Below are 19,677 nucleotides of genomic sequence, written 5' to 3' on the forward strand. Positions count from 1 at the left end.
CTAATACGTTGGTTTAACTGGAGCCTGTCTTCCTGCGTTCTTTCTCAGACGATCTTCGTTGTCACAAAACGCACGAAGACAGGCCCGTCATGTAGTTGCCGCGAGCCCTCAAATGAAGGCTCTAAAAATTAACCCTGAAGGTTAACTTTCATCTTTTCGTTGCTGGAGCCGTCGTAAAGACCGATCCCGCCGGGTGTGTTCCCTGCTGAGATCCAGCAAAACTTCTTCAATGAACGCCAGGTGACGGTGTGATGCGGCACGCGCTATTTCTGGTTCCCGTGCAACAATCGCCTCGAAAATACTGGCGCGGTGGTTGCTTACCGTTGCCAGCATTTCCCGGCGTGAGTAAAGCAATTCAAAGTTCTGTCGAACGTTCTTCTCGAGCATCGGCCCCATACAGCGAACCAGATGCAGCAGCACCACATTATGGGCTGCTTCTGTTACAGCGACCTGATACTGCATAACCGCATCGGCTTCTGCGTCCAGATCTCCGCTGTCTTGTGCGGTCTGAATGACCACATGACAATCGCGAATGCGCTGCAAATCTTCCTCTGTGCCACGAAGCGCTGCGTAATAGGCAGCGATCCCTTCAAGGGCATGACGTGTTTCAAGGAGATCGAATTGTGATTCGGGATGGTCGGCTAGTAACTCGGCCAGCGGGTCACTCACGCTTTGCCACAGGTTACTTTGTACGAAAGTGCCACCACCCTGACGGCGCAGGAGTAGCCCCTTCCCTTCCAGGCTTTGGATTGCCTCTCTGAGAGAAGGTCGCGATACATCAAACTGTTTGGCCAGTTCGCGCTCTGGCGGAAGCTTTTCCCCGGGTCTCAAGGTGCCTTCGAGGATCAGGAACTCAAGTTGCTGCTCGATCACATCGGATAACTTAGGCTGGCGGATTTTGCTGTAAGCCATATATGTGCGGTTCTCTGCGAGTAGCGACTCTGTAAGTTGCCGGAGTCAATTGGTAATACCAATTTAAAAAACGTGGCCGTAAAGTAACAAAGTATTCACCTTGTGTCCATATGGCTACCCAGTAAATGCGTCGACCCCGCACAATTTAACAAATTTTTATCATTTAGATTTTTTGCGCTGCGTGAGATCACATTTTAAAGATCCAGAACATATTTCCAGACAATTTGATTATTTGTTATGCAGATGACGCATAAACCCCGTGCAAACTTTTCCGCATAACATTATTCTTCCCCCAACGGTAGATGATGCTGATTTTTAGGCACAATCCAGCCGTAAATAAATAAATACAAAAAGTGTAATTATCGCCTTACATTCTTTTTAACACGCAGAATGCTAGGGGTTTTGCCCCAATGACAGAGGACAGGTAAATGGTTGATCAACAACAAGGCGATGAACTGAAGCGCGGCCTCAAAAACCGTCACATTCAGTTGATTGCACTAGGTGGGGCCGTCGGTACAGGGCTGTTTCTGGGCAGCGCTTCCGTCATTCAGTCCGCGGGGCCGGGGATTATTCTCGGTTACGCGATCGCAGGTTTTATTGCCTTTTTAATTATGCGTCAGTTAGGGGAAATGGTCGTTGAGGAGCCGGTTGCCGGTTCGTTCAGTCATTTCGCCTATAAATACTGGGGCGGGTTTGCCGGGTTTGCTTCCGGCTGGAACTACTGGGTATTGTACGTTCTGGTCGCCATGGCCGAGCTGACCGCCGTCGGTAAATATATTCAATTCTGGTGGCCGGAAATCCCGACATGGGTTTCTGCTGCCGCGTTCTTTGTGCTGATCAACGCCATCAACCTCACTAACGTTAAAGTCTTTGGTGAGATGGAGTTCTGGTTTGCCATCATCAAAGTGGTCGCCGTTGTGGCGATGATTCTGTTCGGCGGCTGGCTGCTGTTCAGCGACACCGCAGGTCCGCAAGCCACAGTGCGCAACCTGTGGGAGCAAGGCGGTTTCCTGCCGCATGGCATGACCGGGCTGGTGATGATGATGGCGATCATCATGTTCTCCTTCGGTGGTCTGGAGCTGGTCGGTATCACGGCGGCTGAAGCGGATAATCCGGAAGTCAGCATTCCGAAAGCGACCAATCAGGTTATCTACCGCATCCTGATTTTCTATGTGGGCTCACTGGCTGTCCTGCTTTCCCTGATGCCATGGACCCGCGTCGGACCGGATACCAGCCCGTTCGTGCTGATCTTCCATGAACTGGGTGATGCGCTGGTGGCGAATGCCCTGAACGTCGTCATTCTGACAGCCGCGCTGTCGGTCTATAACAGCTGTGTTTACTGCAACAGCCGCATGCTGTTTGGCCTTGCCCGTCAGGGAAATGCGCCAAAAGCCCTGCTGAAAGTCGATAAACGTGGCGTGCCGGTGGCTTCCATCCTCGTTTCTGCTGCCACCACCGCACTGTGCGTTCTGATCAACTACCTGATGCCGGGCGAAGCGTTTGGCTTGCTGATGGCGCTGGTGGTGTCTGCCCTGGTGATCAACTGGGCGATGATCAGCCTGGCACACATGAAATTCCGTCAGGCGAAGCGTCGCGAAGGCGTAGAACCTAAGTTCAAAGCGTTGCTGTATCCGGTGGGTAACTACATCTGCCTGCTGTTTATGGCCGCGATTCTGGTGATCATGGCGATCACTCCTGGCATGGCGATCTCCGTATGGCTGATCCCTGTCTGGCTGGTGATTCTGGGTATTGGTTACTGGATCAAAAATCAGCAAAGTGGGAAATCCGTTAACGCTTAAGCAAGAGTCATAATTTAAAATCCTCAGACGCCCCGGTTAAGTCATTTGCCGGGGCGTCTTGTTATACAGGTCACACTTTTTCTGAGATGACCAAATCGTCCATCTTCATGACTCTTACCTCCTGACTCTTATTCCCTTCTCCGGCCAATACTCTGGGCTAACAAACAGTTTTTTAACAAAATCCTTTTTACCCAATAGCCGGAGAGAACATCCATGAAGGAAGGCGCGCTGTCGTTCAAAGAGAAAGTAGCGTACGGAATGGGGGATGCGGGCTGCAATATGATTGGCGGCGCCATCATGCTGTTTCTTAATTATTTTTATACAGACGTTTTCGGTTTAGCCCCGGCGCTGGTCGGTGTATTGCTGCTCTCCGTGCGTGTTATCGATGCGGTCACCGACCCGATTATGGGCGCCATTGCCGACCGCACCACCACCCGCTGGGGGCGTTTCCGACCGTATTTGTTATGGGTTTCGGTGCCTTATGTTCTGTTCAGCGTGCTGATGTTCACCACGCCGGAATGGAGCTACAACAGCAAAGTTATCTATGCGTTTGTGACGTACTTCCTGATGTCCCTGACTTACACGGCCATCAACATCCCTTACTGCTCGCTCGGTGGCGTGATTACTGCCGATCCGCACGAACGTGTCGCCTGTCAGTCTTACCGCTTCTTTATGGTGGGTATCGCGACACTGATCCTCTCTTCCACCCTGCTGCCAATGGCCGACTTCTTCGGTGGCGCGGATAAAGCCAAGGGCTATCAGATGTCGATGGGCGTGATGGCGATCATCGCGCTGTTTATGTTCCTGTTCTGTTTCAGCTCAGTGAAAGAGCGCATTCAGCCTGCGGTGCCGTCAAAACACGCATTAAAATCCGACCTGAAAGACGTGTGGAAAAACGACCAGTGGGTACGCATCCTGCTGCTGACATTCTGCAACGTCTGCCCCGGTTTTATCCGCATGGCGGCTACCATGTATTACGTGACGTGGGTGATGGAAAAATCCACCTCCTTCGCCAGTATGTTTATCAGCCTCGGCGTGGTCGGCATGATGATCGGCAGCGCGCTGGCAAAACCGCTCACCGATAAATACTGCAAACTGAAAGTGTTCTTCTGGGCCAACATCATCCTGACCATTTTCTCCTGCGGCTTCTATTTCCTCGACCCACATGCCACAACGCTTATTCTGGTGGCGTACTTCATCCTCAACATCATGCACCAGCTCCCTTCCCCGCTGCACTGGTCACTGATGGCTGACGTTGACGATTACGGCGAATGGAAAACCGGTAAACGCGTGACCGGCATCAGTTTCTCCGGCAACCTGTTCTTCCTGAAATGCGGACTGGCGGTCGCGGGCGCGATGGTCGGCTTCCTGCTTTCCGCTTACGGTTACAACGCCGGTGCAGCGCAGCAGAGCGATCATGCGATCAACGGGATTATGCTGCTGTTCACCATCATTCCGGGCGTGGGTTATCTGATTACTGCCGGTGTTGTACGTTTACTGAAAGTGGATCGCGAAACCATGCGCACCATTCAGGCCGATCTGGAAATCCGCCGCCGTAATTACCGCGAGCTGAATGAATATCACGATGCGAAAAATGCCGTGGACGCGGACACACTGAGCGTCCCACTGACCAGCAAGGAGCTGAAACATGAGTAATTATCCAAACCCGCTGATTGAGCAGCGCGCAGATCCGCATATCTGGCTGCACAGCGACGGGCACTATTACTTTATCGCGTCGGTGCCGGAATATGACCGGCTGGAGATCCGCCGTTCACCGACGCTGACCGGGCTTGCTGAAGCGCCAGCGACCGTCGTCTGGCACAAACCGGATACCGGCCCGATGAGCGCACTGATCTGGGCACCGGAGCTGCATTTTATCGACGGGCAATGGGTTATCTATTACGCAGCCGCCCCGTCGCAGGAGATTGTCGACGGGTTATTCCAGCACAGAATGTATGCGCTGGTGTGTGAAGATACCGATCCGCTGAGCGGCAAATGGCAGGAGAAAGGCCGGATCCAGACCCCGATCGACAGTTTTTCTCTGGATGCCACGCACTTTGCGCATCAGGGCAAAAGCTACTATTTGTGGGCGCAGAAAGACCCGACAATTCGCGGAAACTCGAACCTGTATCTGGCCGAAATGGAAAACCCGTGGACGCTCAAATCACCGCCCGTCATGCTCAGCAAACCTGAACTGGACTGGGAGATCATCGGTTTCTGGGTCAACGAAGGCCCTGCGGTAATTACACACGGCGATAAGATTTTCATTACCTATTCCGCCAGCGCCACCGATGAAAATTACTGCATCGGCCTGCTCAGCGCAGACATCAACAGCAACCTGCTGGATCCTGCGAGCTGGCACAAATCCCAAAAACCGGTCTTCACCACTCAGACGCAAAACCGGCAGTTCGGACCGGGACATAACAGCTTTACCCGTAATGAACAGGGCGAAGACGTGCTGGTTTATCATGCCCGAAATTACACGGAAATTGAGGGCGACCCGTTGTATGACCCGAACCGGCACACACGTATCAAGACCTTCCGCTGGGATGAAAACGGGATGCCCGATTTCGGAGAACCCGCTGCTGATAACCGTCCGCTGACCTTGCAAAAACAGCACTGACAGAAAGCAAAAAGCCCGGACACAGAAATGTACCGGGCTTTTTTATTGCGATATTTGAGCAGAAACACAGATTAAATCAGGGTGCCGTAAATCGTCAGCAGCGCCACAACCACCAGAATAATCATCGTCACTTTACGTGCCAGGCCGACAGCCGCACGAGGCGTCTGTACCGGATCGGTATGCGGATCACGCGCCAGAGAGAATTGCGCCAGCCGCGTTAACACCTGATATTGCGAAGAGTGGATATCCCCCAGCGAGGCAAACCAGGCTGGCAAGGCTTTCTCACCATGTCCGAGCAGGGCATAAGCGACACCCGCCAGACGCACCGGGATCCAGTCGAGAATATGCAGCAAGGCATCAACACCGGACTGTGAGCGTTTCAGCGGCGTCATATGCCGCGCCAGCCAGGTCTGATAACCACGCAACGCCGCATATCCGCCGAGTGCAACAGGCCCGTAAGGCCCGCATACCACGAACCAGAACAACGGCCCGAGATAATAACGGAAGTTAATCCACAGCAGGGCATTTTGCAGTTCCCGCAGACGCGCTTCATCGCTGCAATCGGTCGGCAGGCCGTGGATCAAGGCCAGTTCCTCTGCCATTTCCTGACAGGCATCGGCATCGCCCTGACGGGCAGACTTCAGGTAAGCGCGGTAATGCTTACGTTTAATCCCGGCACCGATGCACAACAGGCATAAAATCACCCATAAAATCAGGCTGGGTACGCCAAAGAACAAACCTTGTACAGCGCGCAATACCCCCCAGATAATCGCCATCCAGACAACGATAATGGCCAGTGTTTTCACCATCGAAGTCTGACGGCCACGGCGGAAAATCACCTCAAACCGATGATCCAGCTGCCAGTGTTCACCCAGTTTGAACAACCGTTCCCAAGCCAGCACCAGGAGTAAAGTAAATAACGTCATCGATTGTCACTCTCTCTCAACACATCACACGCTTAAAACAGAAACCGGAGAACAGGTTAATTCACTGGTCAGAAGGATTATTTTGCCCTACCGGCAACGTTAACAGCTTGCGATAAAATGCCCAGTCAAATTCAGGGCCGGGATCGGTTTTACGCCCTGGCGCGATATCACTGTGTCCGGTAATGGCATCCAGACTAATGGGATAGTGCTTAATTAACAACTCAGTAACCGCCGCCAGACTCCGATATTGCGCCGGCGTGAAAGGCTCGTCATCCGTACCTTCCAGCTCAATACCAATCGAGAAATCATTGCAACGCTCGCGCCCCTGCCAGCTGGATACTCCGGCATGCCATGCTCGTTTATCGAAAGGGACATATTGCACAATCTCACCGTCGCGGCGAATCAGACAATGCGCAGCCACCCGCAAATGACTGATCCCTTCAAAATACGGGTCATCCTGCGGATTGAGCGTGCCGGTAAACAGTTGATCAATATAAGGACCGCCGAATTTACCGGGCGGTAAACTGATGTTATGGATCACCAGCAATGAAGGCGTTTCATCTTCAGGGCGGAGATCAAAATGAGGGGAAACAACTTGCCGGGCTTCGGTGATCCAGCCTTGTTTTAAGTGCATCAAAGACCTCAATGATGTGCTCGGGTGGTACTTATCACAGCAACAGGGTAGCATGTTTTTTTGTCCTTCTTATCCGCCATTTCGGAGTATTTGTATGTCTACCCGCAGCTACAGCCCTGAAAGTCGCCGCGCACAGTTACTCGAACGTATCCAGAATGATATTCCTTCTCTTGTGACCCATGCGCTGGGTGAAGACCTTGGGGGTGAAGCCAATGCCAACAACGACTTAACCGCACAATTGTTGCCACAAGATAAAAACGCCAACGCCACAATCATTACCCGCGAAGCCGGTATTTTCTGCGGACAGCAATGGCTGGACGAGGTGTTCACCCAACTGGCGGGCGATAAAATCACCGTCAAATGGCATGTCAAAGACGGCGATCGCGTTTCTGAAAACCAGACCTTATGTGAACTTTCAGGCTCTGCACGCATGCTGCTGACTGGCGAGCGTACCGCGCTGAATTTCGTGCAGACCCTCTCTGGCGTCGCCACGGAAGTGAATCACTATGTGGCGATCCTCGAAGGCACAAAAACCCAGTTACTGGATACGCGTAAAACCCTGCCGGGCCTGCGCACTGCGCTGAAATACGCCGTGTTATGCGGTGGCGGCAGCAATCACCGTCTGGGTCTGGCCGATGCGTTTCTGATCAAAGAAAATCACATCATCGCCTGTGGCTCGATCAAGGCCGCCGTGGAACGTGCACTGTGGATCCATGCTGAAGTGCCTGTAGAAGTGGAAGTTGAATCCATCGATGAACTGCAACAGGCACTGGATGCAGGCGCGGACATTATCATGCTGGATAACTTCACCGTGCCAATGATGCGTGAAGGCGTGGCCCTGACAGCTGGCCGCGCGCTACTGGAAGTGTCAGGCAACGTGACTGAAAAAACGCTGCGTGAATTCGCGGAAACCGGCGTGGACTATATTTCGGTCGGTGCGCTGACCAAGCATGTCCGTGCCATGGATCTCTCTATGCGTTTTAGCTGATCCTGCTCTTCGCTGTTGCCCCTGAATTCCATTCCGGGGGCAACACGACTGCTTCGGGATATTTCATCTTGCAGACTTACCTTCGCACTCTCCCTTTCTGACCGCCACCGTATTTTTCATCTCATCTTCATTGTTGCGAGACATCACGCAAAACCGTTGTCGCGTTGACTTATCACCATTTTTTTGCTGGAAGACATCGTGGAAAAACCGACGATGGTGCTGGAAGCCGGTTTTATCTGCGTTTAGTTTGCTGCCTGAGAAACAACAACGCAGTCTTACAAAACGGAGAACGCCATGTACCGGCAACAAGGATTTACCCTCATTGAACTGATGGTGGTGATCGCGATTATTGCGATCCTCAGCGCCATCGGCATACCGGCTTATCAAAGCTATATCCAGAAAGCCGCCCTGACCGACATGCTGCAAACCATGGTGCCCTACAAAACAGGCGTCGAATTATGTGTGATCGACTCCGGCACCCTGACCGGTTGCAATGCAGGCTCTCAGGGCATTCCTGCAGCGACAACCAGCCGCTACGTCAGTCAGATACAGGTCAGCGCAGGGATCATCTCACTCACCGGTCAGCAGGCGCTGAATGGCCTAAGCGTAGTGATGACGCCGGTTCTGGATAATCAGGCAGGCGGCATTGTCTGGAGCAGAACCTGTTCCCATGCCAGCAGCGCCACAATGGTTGAAGCCTGCGAAAGCGTATTCCGCTTTGATACCACAGGAGCATCAAAATGAGTGATATGCCTCTGCGCCCGGTTTCGCCGGTCGACAACGATCGCCAGCAAAGCGAAGCCTCGCTGGATGCACTTTGCCAGCGTTATAAAGCGGTGATATTGCATCGTGACCATCAGATGATTCATGTGGCCTGCCATGAAGCAGAGCCGGATACCGAAACATTGAGCAACGTACTGCGCTTTGCCAGCGGCTTAAAAGTGCAACTCGAACGCTGGCCTCAGGCTCGTCTGGAACAGGTCATGCAACCGGAAAGCGCAGCAGCCGGAAAAGCAGCGACTGAAGAGGAAAACCGCCCGTCCAGCGCAAGAGATGAACACAATGAGCTGAACGATGAAAGTGATGCGCCGGTGATCAATGTGCTTAATCAGATACTCAGGCAGGCCATTACCCGCCGGGCATCGGATATCCACTTTGAACCCTATGAGCACAGCTTCAGGGTGCGTGTGCGTATTGACGGTGTGTTGCAGGAAATTCCCGGCCCCGAATTTTCTCTGGCGGCGGGCGTATGTGCCCGGCTGAAGATCATGGGGCAACTGAACGTCGCCGAACGCCGTTTACCCCAGGACGGCCAGCTTTCGGTCATGCTGCAAAATAAACGCTATTCGATGCGGATCTCCTCGCTGCCCACCTTGCATGGTGAGAAGATCGTGCTGCGGATCCTGCATATGACACAGCAAGATCTCTCAATGCCGCAACTGGGTTTCACGCCCCGTGATCTGGATTATTTCAAAGCCGCGCTCAAAAATCCGCAGGGACTGATTCTGGTAACCGGCCCGACAGGCAGCGGAAAAACGGTGACTCTCTACAGCGGGCTGCGTCATCTGAACGCGATGACCCACAATATTTGCAGCGTAGAAGATCCGGTCGAGATCCCGGTAAGTGGCATCAACCAGACCCAGATCAACAGCAAAACGGATCTCAGCTTCTCCAGCGTCCTGCGCGCGTTGCTGCGTCAGGATCCTGATGTGATCATGGTGGGTGAGATCCGCGATAAAGAAACGGCCGAGATCGCCGTCAAGGCGGCTCAGACCGGGCATCTGGTGCTTTCTACGCTCCATACCAATTCCACCTGCGAGACATTAACCCGCCTGCGCCAGATGGGGATTGAAGGTTTCCATATTGCGGCCAGCTTACGTCTGGTGATTGCACAACGGCTGGTGCGAAAACTGTGCCCGCATTGCCGGAAACCGCATATTTCGTTGGTGGAGAAAGGGCCGGATGGCCGAAGCGGCCCTGTCCAGCTGTGGCTGCCTGCCGGATGCCATCAATGCTTTTCAGGCTATTACGGACGGACGGGCATTTATGAAGTACTGAATATCACCCCCAGACTGCAACAGGCATTGGTCGCCGAAGCGAGTGTGGATGAACTGAGTAAAATCGCCCGTGAACAGGGACAGAAGACCTTGCAGGAAGCCGGTATGTTACTGGTCGAACAAGGGATCACCTCTCTTGAGGAACTTTATCGCGTGACCGGCGAAGGTTCCGGCGCATGAACAGCACTGCTGATGTTTCACAAACGTGGCGGTTATATCACTGGCAGGCCATCGACGCTCAGGGAAATATTCAGCAGGGCCACAACATTGAGTCGGGCAAAGACGACATTTACCAGCAGCTTTTTGCTGCCGGGTTACAGCCGCTAAACATCCGCATGAGGCAGCGGCTTGGCAGAGGGTTCTGGAAAAATCCGGAGCGCGTTGCGTTTGTCCGGCAGCTTGCGACTTTGCTTCAGGCGGGTTTGCCTCTGGTCAACAGCCTGACACTGCTGGCAAATGAGCATAGCAAACCGGCCTGGCAATGCGTCATGGGGAATATTGCCAAAGGCGTACGGGAAGGAAAGCCCCTGTCAGCCATGCTGGGCATTTATCCGGATGTATTTCCTGATATTTACCGGCAGATAATTTCTGTCGGCGAACTGACAGGGCAACTGGATAAATGCTGTCTGCAACTTGCCGCTCAGCAGGAACAACAGGCTGAATTAAGAAGCAAAGTGAAAAAAGCGCTGCGCTATCCGCTGATCGTCTGTGTTATCGCAACGGTTGTGACCCTGCTGATGCTGACGTTGGTGCTGCCGGAATTTGCCAAAATCTATGCCTCTTTTGATGCCCAACTGCCGTGGTTTACGCGCATGCTGGTCAGTGCCTCTGATGCGTTGATCCGCACCGGTCCATGGATCACCGGCCTGCTGCTGGCAGCTTGTATTACCTATCGGCAAAAACTGCATCCGCATACACACTGGAAGTGGCGGGAGCAAATGTTACTGCTCAGGTTACCTCTGACGTCACGGCTGGTAACAGACAGTTGCCTCAGCCAGATATTTCAAACGCTGGCAATGACGCAACATGCCGGAATGACCTTAATTACCGGGCTGGCGGCAGCCTCTGCGTCGATGTCTAATCTGCATTTTCAGGCAGCTCTCAGCGAGATACGCGAGAAAATCATGCAGGGCACGCCTTTACACCGTGCCTTTATTCAGTCGCCGCTGTTCCCGACACTTTGCCATCAGTTAATAAAGATCGGCGAGGAGTCCGGTTCTCTGGACGAGCTGTTACTGAAGCTGGCGCAATTGCATCACGACAAAGCCAACTCACTGGCGGATACCCTGGCACAAACTATTGAGCCGGTGTTGATGGCGGTGATGGGGATTATTGTTGGCGGGCTGGTGATTGCCATGTATTTGCCGATATTCCAGCTGGGATCGGTGATGGGATAAAATCAGTGCAAAATCAGCGGGTGACAAAGCGGCGAAAACAAGTTCCGCCGCCATGATGAGGATCGCTTACTTGCTGCCGAACAGGCGGTTTTCCTGCTCTGCTACGCGGATAAAGGTTGTGCGTTTGGTCAGTTCTTTCAAACGCTCAGCACCGACGTAAGTACAGGCAGAACGCAATCCACCCAGAATGTCACGCACGGTGTTTTCAACCGGACCACGCAGAGGCAGTTTGACCGTTTTACCTTCTGCTGCACGGTATTCTGCAACGCCGCCAACGTGACGTTTCATGGCCGATTCTGAACTCATGCCATAGAAGAGCATGAATTTTTCGCCGTTCTCTTCGACAACCGTGCCTTCACATTCTTCATGCGCGGCCAGCATACCGCCAAGCATAACGAAATCGGCACCGCCACCGAAGGCTTTCGCGACGTCACCCGGTACGGCACAACCGCCATCACTGACAATCTGACCGCCCAGACCGTGTGCAGCATCAGCACATTCGATAACGGCGGAAAGTTGCGGATAGCCCACGCCGGTTTTTACACGGGTCGTACACACTGAACCCGGACCGATGCCGACTTTTACGATATCCGCGCCTGAAAGGATCAGCTCTTCCACCATTTCACCGGTGACAACATTACCTGCGCAAATAACTTTATCCGGGCAGGCTTCGCGTACGCGTTGCAGGAATTCCACGAAATGTTCGGAATAGCCGTTAGCCACATCCAGACAAACAAATTTCAGCAGCGGCGAGAGAGCAAGAATTTGCAGTGTTTTGACGAAATCCGCTTCTGACGTACCGGTAGACACCATCACATTGCGCAGGACGGATTCATCCGACGAGGTGACGAAAGTCTGCCATTGCTCTACGGTGTAGTGCTTGTGTACGGCGGTGAGGAGGCCAAAAGATGACAGCACGGTCGCCATGCGGAATGTTCCGACGGTGTCCATGTTCGCGGCAATAATTGGCGTGCCCGACCAGCTGATACCAGAGTGTTTGAATGTGAATGTGCGCTCCAGTTCAACTTCGGAACGGCTTTTGAGGGTAGAACGTTTAGGGCGGATAAGTACGTCTTTGAAACCTAACTTCAAATCTTCTTCAATGCGCATGACGGGTTTGTCCTGGTTTGGCGACGGGTCGCTAGGGTGTACAACACATTTTTAGACACCCTTTCCAGTGGTTTTATCATACACAGGAAAATGACAACGGCAAGATGGCTTTTACAACTCACATCACAGACTTTTGATTGTGCAGCTGAATAATTTTCGCATGAAAAAACCAAGACGACAGCGGCTTGCACTTACTCATAATCTCTTTATCATTTACCTAACTAATTTTTTCTGAGCATCAGTATGAGCTATATCGTTGCATTGACAGGGGGGATCGGTAGCGGGAAAAGTACCGTCGCCGAAAGCTTTGCCCGCCACGGCGTAAATATTGTCGATGCTGATATCATTGCCCGTCAGGTTGTCGCCCCCGGCGAACCGGCTCTGGATGCTCTGGCTGCGCGATTTGGCGAAAGTATTCTTCTCGCTGATGGTTCGCTGAACCGTCCGGCGTTACGGGAACGTATTTTCACGTACCCGTTGGAGAAAGAGTGGGTTAACGCATTGCTTCACCCCATTATTCACGCCAGAACGCAGAAGCTGATTGCGCAGGCTGAATCGCCCTATGTGCTCTGGGTGGTGCCGCTGCTGGTTGAAAACGGATTACAGGCGCAGGCCAATCGCGTGCTGGTTGTCGACGTTGACCCGCAAACACAGCTTGCACGCACGATGTCGCGCGACGGCATCAGCCGCCAGCAGGCTGAAAGTATTCTTGCTGCACAGGTCAGCCGTGAAAAGCGTCTGGCCTGTGCAGATGACATTATTGATAACAGCGGCGCTCCTGAAACGATCGAACCGCGTGTTGCCCTATTACATCGCCGCTATTTACAACTTTCGGCGTGAGTAAACAGACAGGATATTGCCAAGCATGACTGATGTAGCTGCAACCGTTCTCTTTGAACATCCACTGAATGAGAAAATGCGTACCTGGTTGCGCATCGAATTTTTGTTACAACAGATGCATTCCAATGCGCAGATCACTGCCGTGGCTTCTGCCCTGCTGTTTTTCCGCACGGTATCGGATTTACTCGATGTACTGGAACGCGGTGAAGTGCGCACTGACTTACTGAAAGAGCTGGAACGTCAGCAGCAAAAATTATCGCAATGGAAGGACGTCCCCGGCGTGGATTTATCCCGGATTGACGGGCTGCGCGCTGAACTCAAGCAATGCGCGTCCGTGCTGATGAAAGCGCCGCGAATTGGCCAGGCACTGAAAGAGGATCGTCTGATTGCACTGGTTCGCCAGCGTCTGAGTATTCCCGGCGGTTGTTGCAGTTTCGATTTACCGACGCTGCATATCTGGCTGCATCTGGCGCAGGCACAACGGGATCGTGAAGTGCAAAACTGGCTGGAAACGCTGGCACCGCTGCATAACTCACTGACCATGGTGTTAGGTCTGATCCGCCAGTCGGGTGCATTCCGCAATCAAATCAGCCTGAATGGCTTTTTCCAGGACAACGCCGAAGGCGCAGATCTGTTACGATTGCAGCTCTCGATGGAAAACCAACTTTATCCGCAAGTATCCGGGCATAAAACCCGTTATGCCATTCGCTTCTTACCACTCGACAGCGAACATGGCGTGGTTCCCGCGCGACTGAATTTTGAACTTGCCTGCTGCTAGGAGTTGCAAATGGACCCTGAAATCATTGAAGTAAATTGCCCGACCTGTCAGAAAATCGTGGTGTGGGGCGAAGAAAGTCCTTTCCGCCCTTTCTGCTCCAAACGTTGCCAGTTAATCGATCTCGGCGAATGGGCCGATGAAGAAAAACGCATTCCAAGCAAAGGGGATGTGAACGATCTGGATGACTGGAGCGAAGAAGAGATTTAACGCAGGTATGAGGTAAGCAAAAGGGGCGTTGGCCCCTTTTCAATATGTTCTTATATTTCAGACGTCATCAGTACTGATTATTTTTGAGCGCAGTCACAATGGCTTCGTTGGCAGGAGGAAATTCCTCCTCTTTCAAATCGGACTGCGCAATCCAGCGCTTCGGTTGTCCTTCTTTACCATACGGCTCGCCCTGCCACTCTTCCACCAGAAAGAAATAGAGCGTAATGATGCGATCCGGGAAGCGATGCTCCAGTGTTTTCAGCAGCACAGGAGATTTCGCATCAATACCGACTTCTTCCTGCAATTCACGAATAACTGCCTGCTCCGGCGTTTCGCCCGCTTCAATCTTACCGCCCGGAAATTCCCAGAAACCCGCCATATGTGACGAAGCATCACGCTGAGTGATAAAGATTTCATTGCCGGCATTACGGATAATGCCTGCGGCGATATTCAGTTGTTTAAGCGTCACAGTTTCCACCTTTCCGCTGACTCAATGACTGTTCTTATGGGGACTTTTAAGACAAAAATAAAGGCGGCAATTACGCCGCCTTCAAGATTAACACGATGACTTAGCCCGAGATCTTACTTTTGCAGGCTGCCATGGCATTGTTTGTATTTTTTACCGGAACCGCATGGGCAGAGATCATTACGACCGACTTTGCGGTCGCCAGATGAGGCAAGACGCGCCGCTTCAGCCACTTCGATTTCCAGCTGATCCTGATGGCTAAGCTGCTGCTGGCGAGCCAGACGCTCAGCTTCTTCACGACGCTGAATTTCCATCGCTTCCACTTCTTCAGGCATACGCACCTGAACTTTGCTCAGCACGCTGATCACTTCGTATTTCAGGGATTCCAGCATGGCAGCAAACATCGCGAAGGATTCACGCTTGTATTCCTGCTTAGGATCTTTCTGCGCATAGCCGCGTAAGTGGATGCCCTGACGCAGGTAATCCATTGCCGCCAGATGCTCTTTCCACAGGGAATCCAGTGTTTGCAGCATCACGCCTTTCTCGAAGTTACGCATCATTTCAGCGCCGACCACTTCTTCTTTGCGTGCGTAAGATTCTTTCGCGATTTCCATGATGCGTTCGCGCAGGGTTTCTTCGTGCAATTCAGGTTCTTTATCCAGCCATTCAGCAATCGGCATGTCGAGCTCGAAGTCTTTCTTCAGGCGCTCTTGCAGACCCTGCACATCCCACATTTCTTCCAGAGACTGTGGCGGAATGTAGCTGTCGATGGTTGCCTTGAACACATCTTCACGGATGCTGGCAATGGTTTCGCTCACGTCAGACACGTCCAGCAGTTCGTTACGCTGGCTGTAGATAGCACGACGCTGATCGCTTGCCACATCATCGTATTCCAGTAATTGCTTACGGATATCGAAGTTACGGCTTTCTACTTTGCGTTGCGCATTGGCAATCGCTTTGGTCACCCATGGGTGCTCAATTGCTTCGCCCGGTTTCATACCCAGTTTGCGCATCATGCTGGAAACGCGGTCTGAGGCGAAGATACGCATCAGGGCATCTTCCATAGACAGGTAGAAGCGGGATGAACCGGCATCCCCCTGACGACCCGCACGGCCGCGCAACTGGTTATCGATACGGCGGGATTCATGACGCTCGGTACCAATGATGTGCAGACCACCTGAAGCCAGAACCGCGTCGTGGCGGATCTGCCACGCGGCTTTGATTTCAGCGATTTGCTCGTCAGTGACGTCTTCGCCCATGTTTTCAACTTCAACCTGCCAGCTGCCGCCCAGCACGATATCGGTACCACGACCGGCCATGTTGGTGGCGATGGTAACAGCACTTGGCTGACCTGCCTGAGCAACGATATCCGCTTCTTTGGCGTGGAACTTGGCGTTCAGAACGCTGTGTGCGATGCCCGCTTTGGTCAGTTCGTTAGACACCACTTCGGATTTTTCAATGGAAATCGTACCCACCAGAACCGGCTGGCCTTTGGCAGTACACTGGCGGATATCTTCGATGATCGCGCCAATCTTTTCCATTTCAGTCATGTACACCAGGTCGGCCATGTCTTTACGCACCATAGGGCGGTTAGTTGGCACAACAATGGTATCCAGCTTGTAGATAGAACTGAATTCGAATGCTTCAGTGTCCGCAGTACCGGTCATACCGGCCAGTTTTTCGTACAGACGGAAATAGTTCTGGAAAGTGATAGAAGCCAGCGTCTGGTTTTCGTTTTGAATATCAACGCCTTCTTTCGCTTCCACCGCCTGATGCAGGCCATCGGACCAGCGACGCCCCTGCATGGTACGGCCGGTGTGTTCGTCGACGATGATCACTTCGCCGTCTTTCACGATGTAATCAACATCGCGGGTAAACAGAACGTGCGCGCGCAGTGCGGCGGTCACGTGGTGCATCAGCATAATGTTGGTCGGGGAATACAGTGATTCGCCCTCTTCCATGATGCCTGCTTCCACCAGCAATTCTTCAATCAATACCAGACCGCGTTCTGTCAGGTGAACCTGACGCGCTTTCTCATCAACAGAGAAGTGGCCTTCACCCTGGAAGGTGTCGGAATCTTCTTTTTCCTGACGGATCAGTTTAGGGATCAGTTTGTCTACACGGGTGTACATTTCTGAGCTGTCTTCGGCCGGGCCGGAGATGATCAGCGGGGTACGGGCTTCATCGATCAGGATGGAGTCGACCTCATCCACCAGCGCGTAGTGAAGTTTGCGTTGTACGCGTTCTTCAGGGCTGAACGCCATGTTGTCACGCAGGTAGTCAAAGCCGTATTCGTTGTTTGTGCCGTAAGTAATATCCGCAGCGTAAGCAGCGCGTTTAGCCGGAGAAGGCATGCCCGGCAAGTTGATACCGATGCTCAGACCAAGGAACTCAAACAACGGACGGTTGTTTTCGGCATCACGCTGTGCGAGGTAGTCGTTGACGGTCACAACGTGAACGCCCTTGCCGCTTAATGCGTTCAGATAAGCAGGCAGGGTAGCAGTCAGCGTTTTACCTTCACCGGTACGCATTTCTGCGATGCAACGTTCGTTCAGTACCATACCGCCCAGCAGCTGCACGTCGAAGTGACGCATGCCAAACACACGTTTACTGGATTCACGCACCACCGCAAAGGCTTCCGGGATCAGGTTTTCAAGCACTTCACCTTTAGCCAGACGCTCGCGGAATTCATTGGTTTTCGCCTGCAGCTGCTCATCAGTCAGCTTTTGAATGTCAGGTTCCATGCGGTTGATCAGTTCAACCACTTTACGCATGCGGCGCAATGTACGGTCGTTACGACTACCAAAAACTTTGGTCAATAATTTGATTAACATAATGCTTAATATCTCTTGGAGGCCACCAGATGCAGCCAATAATTTGTTGATTTATAAATAGAGTTTAAAGTGACAGTCTGTTAAATCAGAGTGGCCGGGCCGGCACGAATGCCTTGCACCTGTGCTAACCACAGGCCGGTTTGATGCGATGAAGCAAGAGGGAGGAAAGGTTGTTGCGTCTGACGAATGATAACCGGTGGTTTAGACTCATGAGTCAGTAAGGCATTTAGGGTAACCAGCAGGGCAAGCTGCTGCACATGCAGCGGTTCGGCCTGCTGAATTTTGGCTTCCGGCTGCGCAACGGTGTAAACCACCTGCGGGGCCAGAGCAAAAGAAAGATGACGGATGACCGTGCGTAATGCATGCTGTTGCCAGTAATCCACACCAAAAGACGGGCGGCGGTTCGCCTGGAGTAACGCAAGATTACTCAGCCCTGTACTGCTGATGTTAAGACGGTTTAGACTTGAGGACGTATTGGAAACCGCAGGCAGTTCCGTTTGCGACAGGTTCGTTGACACGCCAAGGCTAGCCGCGACCATCCCCAACAGGAGATGCGGCCAAAAATACCTTCTGCCAAATTGTCGCCAACGATTTAGAATGCCAATCACAAGTTTACAATCCGCCGGAGCCCATCATGCGCGATAGTCGCCCACAATTATTAGATATCCTGTTCGATGATGCCTCTTCGACTGAACAAAGCCCGCTGCGTATTGTTCAACAGCGTGCTGCGGCGTTACTGAAACTCAACCGCGCAGTGAAAGGTCTGCTACCGGCACCCATGCAACCATGGTGTCGCGTCGGTAATTATCGACAGGGAGTGTTAGTGCTTGAAATAGCTAATGCCAGCTGGATGATGCGATTACGCTATGAACAACCCGCATTACTCTCTGCACTTCGAGCGCAAATTCTACCATCATTGTCATCAATCGACATCAGGATTAATCCTTCGCTCATGGCGAAAATGGAAAATGCTTCGCAGATCGCGATTAAAAATAAAGCGATCGCGTCTGAATCGATGCCAGTGAGACACTTGAGTGCGCAGAGTGCGGAAGAATTAAGAGGACTGGCGAGCCGTAGCCCGGAGAAACTCAGAAAAGCGTTAGAACGACTGGCTGAATTGGCCGGAGAGAGTGCCAAGCCAACCAGTCGTAATAAGTAATATCAGTACCGATTACGCCAATACTGTAGACGGTGCTTTAAAAGCCAGTGGCATTTCTGCCTCATCCTGGAACGTCACTAATTCCCAGGCTTCCTGCTTAGCCAATACCGCTTGCAATAACTTGTTGTTCAACGCGTGGCCAGACTTGAATGCGGTAAACGCACCAATGATGTTATGCCCACACATGTACAGGTCACCGATAGCATCCAGCATTTTGTGACGAACGAATTCGTCTTCAAAACGCAGACCATCTTCGTTAAGCACGCGGTAATCATCCACAACAATCGCGCAATCAAAGCTGCCACCCAGGCACAAACCACGTGACTGCAGGTACTCGATATCACGCATGAAACCAAAAGTACGTGCGCGGCTGATTTGGCGAACAAATGCTTCAGCGGAGAAGTTCATTTTGTAGCGCTGTGAACTGGAATCAATCGCCGGGTGATTGAAGTCGATAGTGAAGTCGAGAGAGAAACCATTGAAGGGTTTGAACTCAGCCCACTTATCACCGTCTTCAACACGCACAGTGTCTTTGATGCGCAGGAATTTCTTCGCGCTGTTCAGTTCTTCAATCCCTGCATCCATCAACAGATAGACGAAAGGTGCAGCACTACCGTCCATAATCGGCACTTCAGGCGCATCGACTTCGATAACAATGTTATCAATGCCCAGGCCCGCTAATGCCGCATTAAGGTGTTCTACCGTAGAAATGCGTACGTCATGCTCATTAACCAGGCAAGTACAGAGCATGGTATCACGCACGGATTTTGCATCTGCCGGGAAATCAACCGGTGGATTCAAGTCAGTGCGACGATAGATGACCCCGGTATTTGCCGGTGCAGGACGCAGAGTCAGGGTGACTTTCTTGCCGGTATGCAAACCGACGCCCGTCGCCTGAACGATACGTTTTAATGTACGTTGTTTGATCATCGTATTTATCTCGCAAT

19 protein-coding genes are annotated in these 19,677 nt (G+C 52.3%); 11 read left to right on the plus strand and 8 right to left on the minus strand.

Annotation, left to right across the window (positions count from 1 at the left end; all coding sequences use genetic code 11):
- Nucleotides 1–141: 141 nt before the first annotated feature.
- Nucleotides 142–912 carry a pyruvate dehydrogenase complex transcriptional repressor PdhR gene (gene pdhR / locus EYY67_RS20400; protein ID WP_013576986.1) on the minus strand — a complete coding sequence of 257 codons (771 nt, stop codon included), beginning with the start codon at nt 910–912 and terminating at the stop codon, nt 142–144.
- A gap of 428 nt (nt 913–1,340) precedes the next feature.
- Here pdhR and aroP point away from each other — a divergent pair, with 428 nt between their 5' ends.
- From aroP to EYY67_RS20415, 3 genes are all read left to right on the plus strand, one after another.
- Nucleotides 1,341–2,711, plus strand: coding sequence for an aromatic amino acid transporter AroP (gene aroP / locus EYY67_RS20405; protein ID WP_095924669.1), 1,371 nt, complete (start codon nt 1,341–1,343; stop codon nt 2,709–2,711).
- Between the two features lie 213 nt (nt 2,712–2,924).
- The gene (locus tag EYY67_RS20410) at nt 2,925–4,367 is read left to right on the plus strand and encodes a glycoside-pentoside-hexuronide (GPH):cation symporter (protein ID WP_015698650.1); all 1,443 of its coding nucleotides are present in this window, start codon (nt 2,925–2,927) and stop codon (nt 4,365–4,367) included.
- On the plus strand, nt 4,360–5,334 hold the full coding sequence (locus tag EYY67_RS20415; RefSeq protein WP_131694277.1) for a glycoside hydrolase family 43 protein: 975 nt from the start codon (nt 4,360–4,362) through the stop codon (nt 5,332–5,334). Before EYY67_RS20410 ends, EYY67_RS20415 begins: the two co-directional genes overlap by 8 nt.
- Nucleotides 5,335–5,405: 71 nt before the next feature.
- On the opposite strand, the gene ampE is transcribed toward EYY67_RS20415, so the two are convergent.
- Both ampE and ampD read right to left on the minus strand, forming a co-directional pair.
- Nucleotides 5,406–6,260, minus strand: a complete 855-nt coding sequence (ampE, locus tag EYY67_RS20420; protein WP_095924667.1) for a beta-lactamase regulator AmpE — start codon at nt 6,258–6,260, stop codon at nt 5,406–5,408.
- A gap of 61 nt (nt 6,261–6,321) precedes the next feature.
- Nucleotides 6,322–6,894 carry a 1,6-anhydro-N-acetylmuramyl-L-alanine amidase AmpD gene (gene ampD / locus EYY67_RS20425; protein ID WP_131694278.1) on the minus strand — a complete coding sequence of 191 codons (573 nt, stop codon included), beginning with the start codon at nt 6,892–6,894 and terminating at the stop codon, nt 6,322–6,324.
- A 94-nt stretch (nt 6,895–6,988) separates the two neighbouring features.
- Here ampD and nadC point away from each other — a divergent pair, with 94 nt between their 5' ends.
- From nadC to hofC, 4 genes are all read left to right on the plus strand, one after another.
- The gene (nadC, locus tag EYY67_RS20430; protein WP_131694279.1) at nt 6,989–7,882 is read left to right on the plus strand and encodes a carboxylating nicotinate-nucleotide diphosphorylase; all 894 of its coding nucleotides are present in this window, start codon (nt 6,989–6,991) and stop codon (nt 7,880–7,882) included.
- A gap of 294 nt (nt 7,883–8,176) precedes the next feature.
- Complete coding sequence (gene ppdD / locus EYY67_RS20435) at nt 8,177–8,626, plus strand: prepilin peptidase-dependent pilin (protein WP_131694280.1); 450 nt, start codon at nt 8,177–8,179, stop codon at nt 8,624–8,626.
- Nucleotides 8,623–10,119 carry a type II secretion system protein GspE gene (gspE, locus tag EYY67_RS20440; RefSeq protein WP_131694281.1) on the plus strand — a complete coding sequence of 499 codons (1,497 nt, stop codon included), beginning with the start codon at nt 8,623–8,625 and terminating at the stop codon, nt 10,117–10,119. Before ppdD ends, gspE begins: the two co-directional genes overlap by 4 nt.
- Complete coding sequence (hofC, locus tag EYY67_RS20445; protein ID WP_131694282.1) at nt 10,116–11,336, plus strand: protein transport protein HofC; 1,221 nt, start codon at nt 10,116–10,118, stop codon at nt 11,334–11,336. Before gspE ends, hofC begins: the two co-directional genes overlap by 4 nt.
- Before the next feature lie 66 nt (nt 11,337–11,402).
- On the opposite strand, the gene EYY67_RS20450 is transcribed toward hofC, so the two are convergent.
- The gene (locus tag EYY67_RS20450) at nt 11,403–12,446 is read right to left on the minus strand and encodes a GMP reductase (protein WP_131694283.1); all 1,044 of its coding nucleotides are present in this window, start codon (nt 12,444–12,446) and stop codon (nt 11,403–11,405) included.
- Between the two features lie 243 nt (nt 12,447–12,689).
- On the opposite strand from EYY67_RS20450, the gene coaE reads away from it, so the two are divergent.
- From coaE to yacG, 3 genes are read left to right on the plus strand one after another with little or no spacing between them, the layout of a single operon-like run.
- Complete coding sequence (gene coaE / locus EYY67_RS20455; RefSeq protein ID WP_131694284.1) at nt 12,690–13,286, plus strand: dephospho-CoA kinase; 597 nt, start codon at nt 12,690–12,692, stop codon at nt 13,284–13,286.
- A gap of 25 nt (nt 13,287–13,311) precedes the next feature.
- A complete protein-coding gene (gene zapD, locus EYY67_RS20460; RefSeq protein ID WP_095924659.1) occupies nt 13,312–14,064 on the plus strand; it encodes a cell division protein ZapD in 753 nt (250 codons plus the stop codon).
- A 9-nt stretch (nt 14,065–14,073) separates the two neighbouring features.
- Complete coding sequence (gene yacG / locus EYY67_RS20465; RefSeq protein ID WP_095924658.1) at nt 14,074–14,271, plus strand: DNA gyrase inhibitor YacG; 198 nt, start codon at nt 14,074–14,076, stop codon at nt 14,269–14,271.
- Between the two features lie 67 nt (nt 14,272–14,338).
- Here the strand turns inward: yacG and mutT are convergent, their stop codons facing one another.
- The 3 genes from mutT to secM all read right to left on the minus strand — a co-directional run bounded on the left by mutT (nt 14,339) and on the right by secM (nt 18,179).
- Nucleotides 14,339–14,740 carry an 8-oxo-dGTP diphosphatase MutT gene (gene mutT / locus EYY67_RS20470; protein WP_131694285.1) on the minus strand — a complete coding sequence of 134 codons (402 nt, stop codon included), beginning with the start codon at nt 14,738–14,740 and terminating at the stop codon, nt 14,339–14,341.
- Nucleotides 14,741–14,853: 113 nt separating this feature from the next.
- A complete protein-coding gene (gene secA, locus EYY67_RS20475; protein ID WP_095924656.1) occupies nt 14,854–17,571 on the minus strand; it encodes a preprotein translocase subunit SecA in 2,718 nt (905 codons plus the stop codon).
- 80 nt (nt 17,572–17,651) lie between these two features.
- Entirely contained in the window at nt 17,652–18,179 is a 528-nt protein-coding gene (gene secM / locus EYY67_RS20480; protein WP_131694286.1) for a secA translation cis-regulator SecM, read from the minus strand.
- Between the two features lie 26 nt (nt 18,180–18,205).
- Here secM and EYY67_RS20485 point away from each other — a divergent pair, with 26 nt between their 5' ends.
- Complete coding sequence (locus EYY67_RS20485) at nt 18,206–18,730, plus strand: DUF721 domain-containing protein (protein WP_095924654.1); 525 nt, start codon at nt 18,206–18,208, stop codon at nt 18,728–18,730.
- 12 nt (nt 18,731–18,742) lie between these two features.
- On the opposite strand, the gene lpxC is transcribed toward EYY67_RS20485, so the two are convergent.
- Entirely contained in the window at nt 18,743–19,660 is a 918-nt protein-coding gene (lpxC, locus tag EYY67_RS20490) for a UDP-3-O-acyl-N-acetylglucosamine deacetylase (protein ID WP_131694287.1), read from the minus strand.
- Nucleotides 19,661–19,677 lie beyond the last annotated feature (17 nt).

This window comes from Rahnella victoriana (assembly GCF_004330295.1).
GTDB classification, from domain to species: Bacteria; Pseudomonadota; Gammaproteobacteria; order Enterobacterales; family Enterobacteriaceae; genus Rahnella; species Rahnella victoriana.

Coding starts and splice junctions, on each gene's coding strand:
- ampE (WP_095924667.1), bottom strand. CDS start 6,260: ATGACGTTATTTACTTTACTCCTGGTGCTGGCTTGGGAACGGTTGTTC.
- aroP (WP_095924669.1), top strand. CDS start 1,341: ATGGTTGATCAACAACAAGGCGATGAACTGAAGCGCGGCCTCAAAAAC.
- secA (WP_095924656.1), bottom strand. CDS start 17,571: ATGTTAATCAAATTATTGACCAAAGTTTTTGGTAGTCGTAACGACCGT.
- nadC (WP_131694279.1), top strand. CDS start 6,989: ATGTCTACCCGCAGCTACAGCCCTGAAAGTCGCCGCGCACAGTTACTC.
- gspE (WP_131694281.1), top strand. CDS start 8,623: ATGAGTGATATGCCTCTGCGCCCGGTTTCGCCGGTCGACAACGATCGC.
- pdhR (WP_013576986.1), bottom strand. CDS start 912: ATGGCTTACAGCAAAATCCGCCAGCCTAAGTTATCCGATGTGATCGAG.
- EYY67_RS20450 (WP_131694283.1), bottom strand. CDS start 12,446: ATGCGCATTGAAGAAGATTTGAAGTTAGGTTTCAAAGACGTACTTATC.
- coaE (WP_131694284.1), top strand. CDS start 12,690: ATGAGCTATATCGTTGCATTGACAGGGGGGATCGGTAGCGGGAAAAGT.
- hofC (WP_131694282.1), top strand. CDS start 10,116: ATGAACAGCACTGCTGATGTTTCACAAACGTGGCGGTTATATCACTGG.
- yacG (WP_095924658.1), top strand. CDS start 14,074: ATGGACCCTGAAATCATTGAAGTAAATTGCCCGACCTGTCAGAAAATC.
- ampD (WP_131694278.1), bottom strand. CDS start 6,894: ATGCACTTAAAACAAGGCTGGATCACCGAAGCCCGGCAAGTTGTTTCC.
- zapD (WP_095924659.1), top strand. CDS start 13,312: ATGACTGATGTAGCTGCAACCGTTCTCTTTGAACATCCACTGAATGAG.
- lpxC (WP_131694287.1), bottom strand. CDS start 19,660: ATGATCAAACAACGTACATTAAAACGTATCGTTCAGGCGACGGGCGTC.
- ppdD (WP_131694280.1), top strand. CDS start 8,177: ATGTACCGGCAACAAGGATTTACCCTCATTGAACTGATGGTGGTGATC.
- EYY67_RS20485 (WP_095924654.1), top strand. CDS start 18,206: ATGCGCGATAGTCGCCCACAATTATTAGATATCCTGTTCGATGATGCC.
- EYY67_RS20410 (WP_015698650.1), top strand. CDS start 2,925: ATGAAGGAAGGCGCGCTGTCGTTCAAAGAGAAAGTAGCGTACGGAATG.
- EYY67_RS20415 (WP_131694277.1), top strand. CDS start 4,360: ATGAGTAATTATCCAAACCCGCTGATTGAGCAGCGCGCAGATCCGCAT.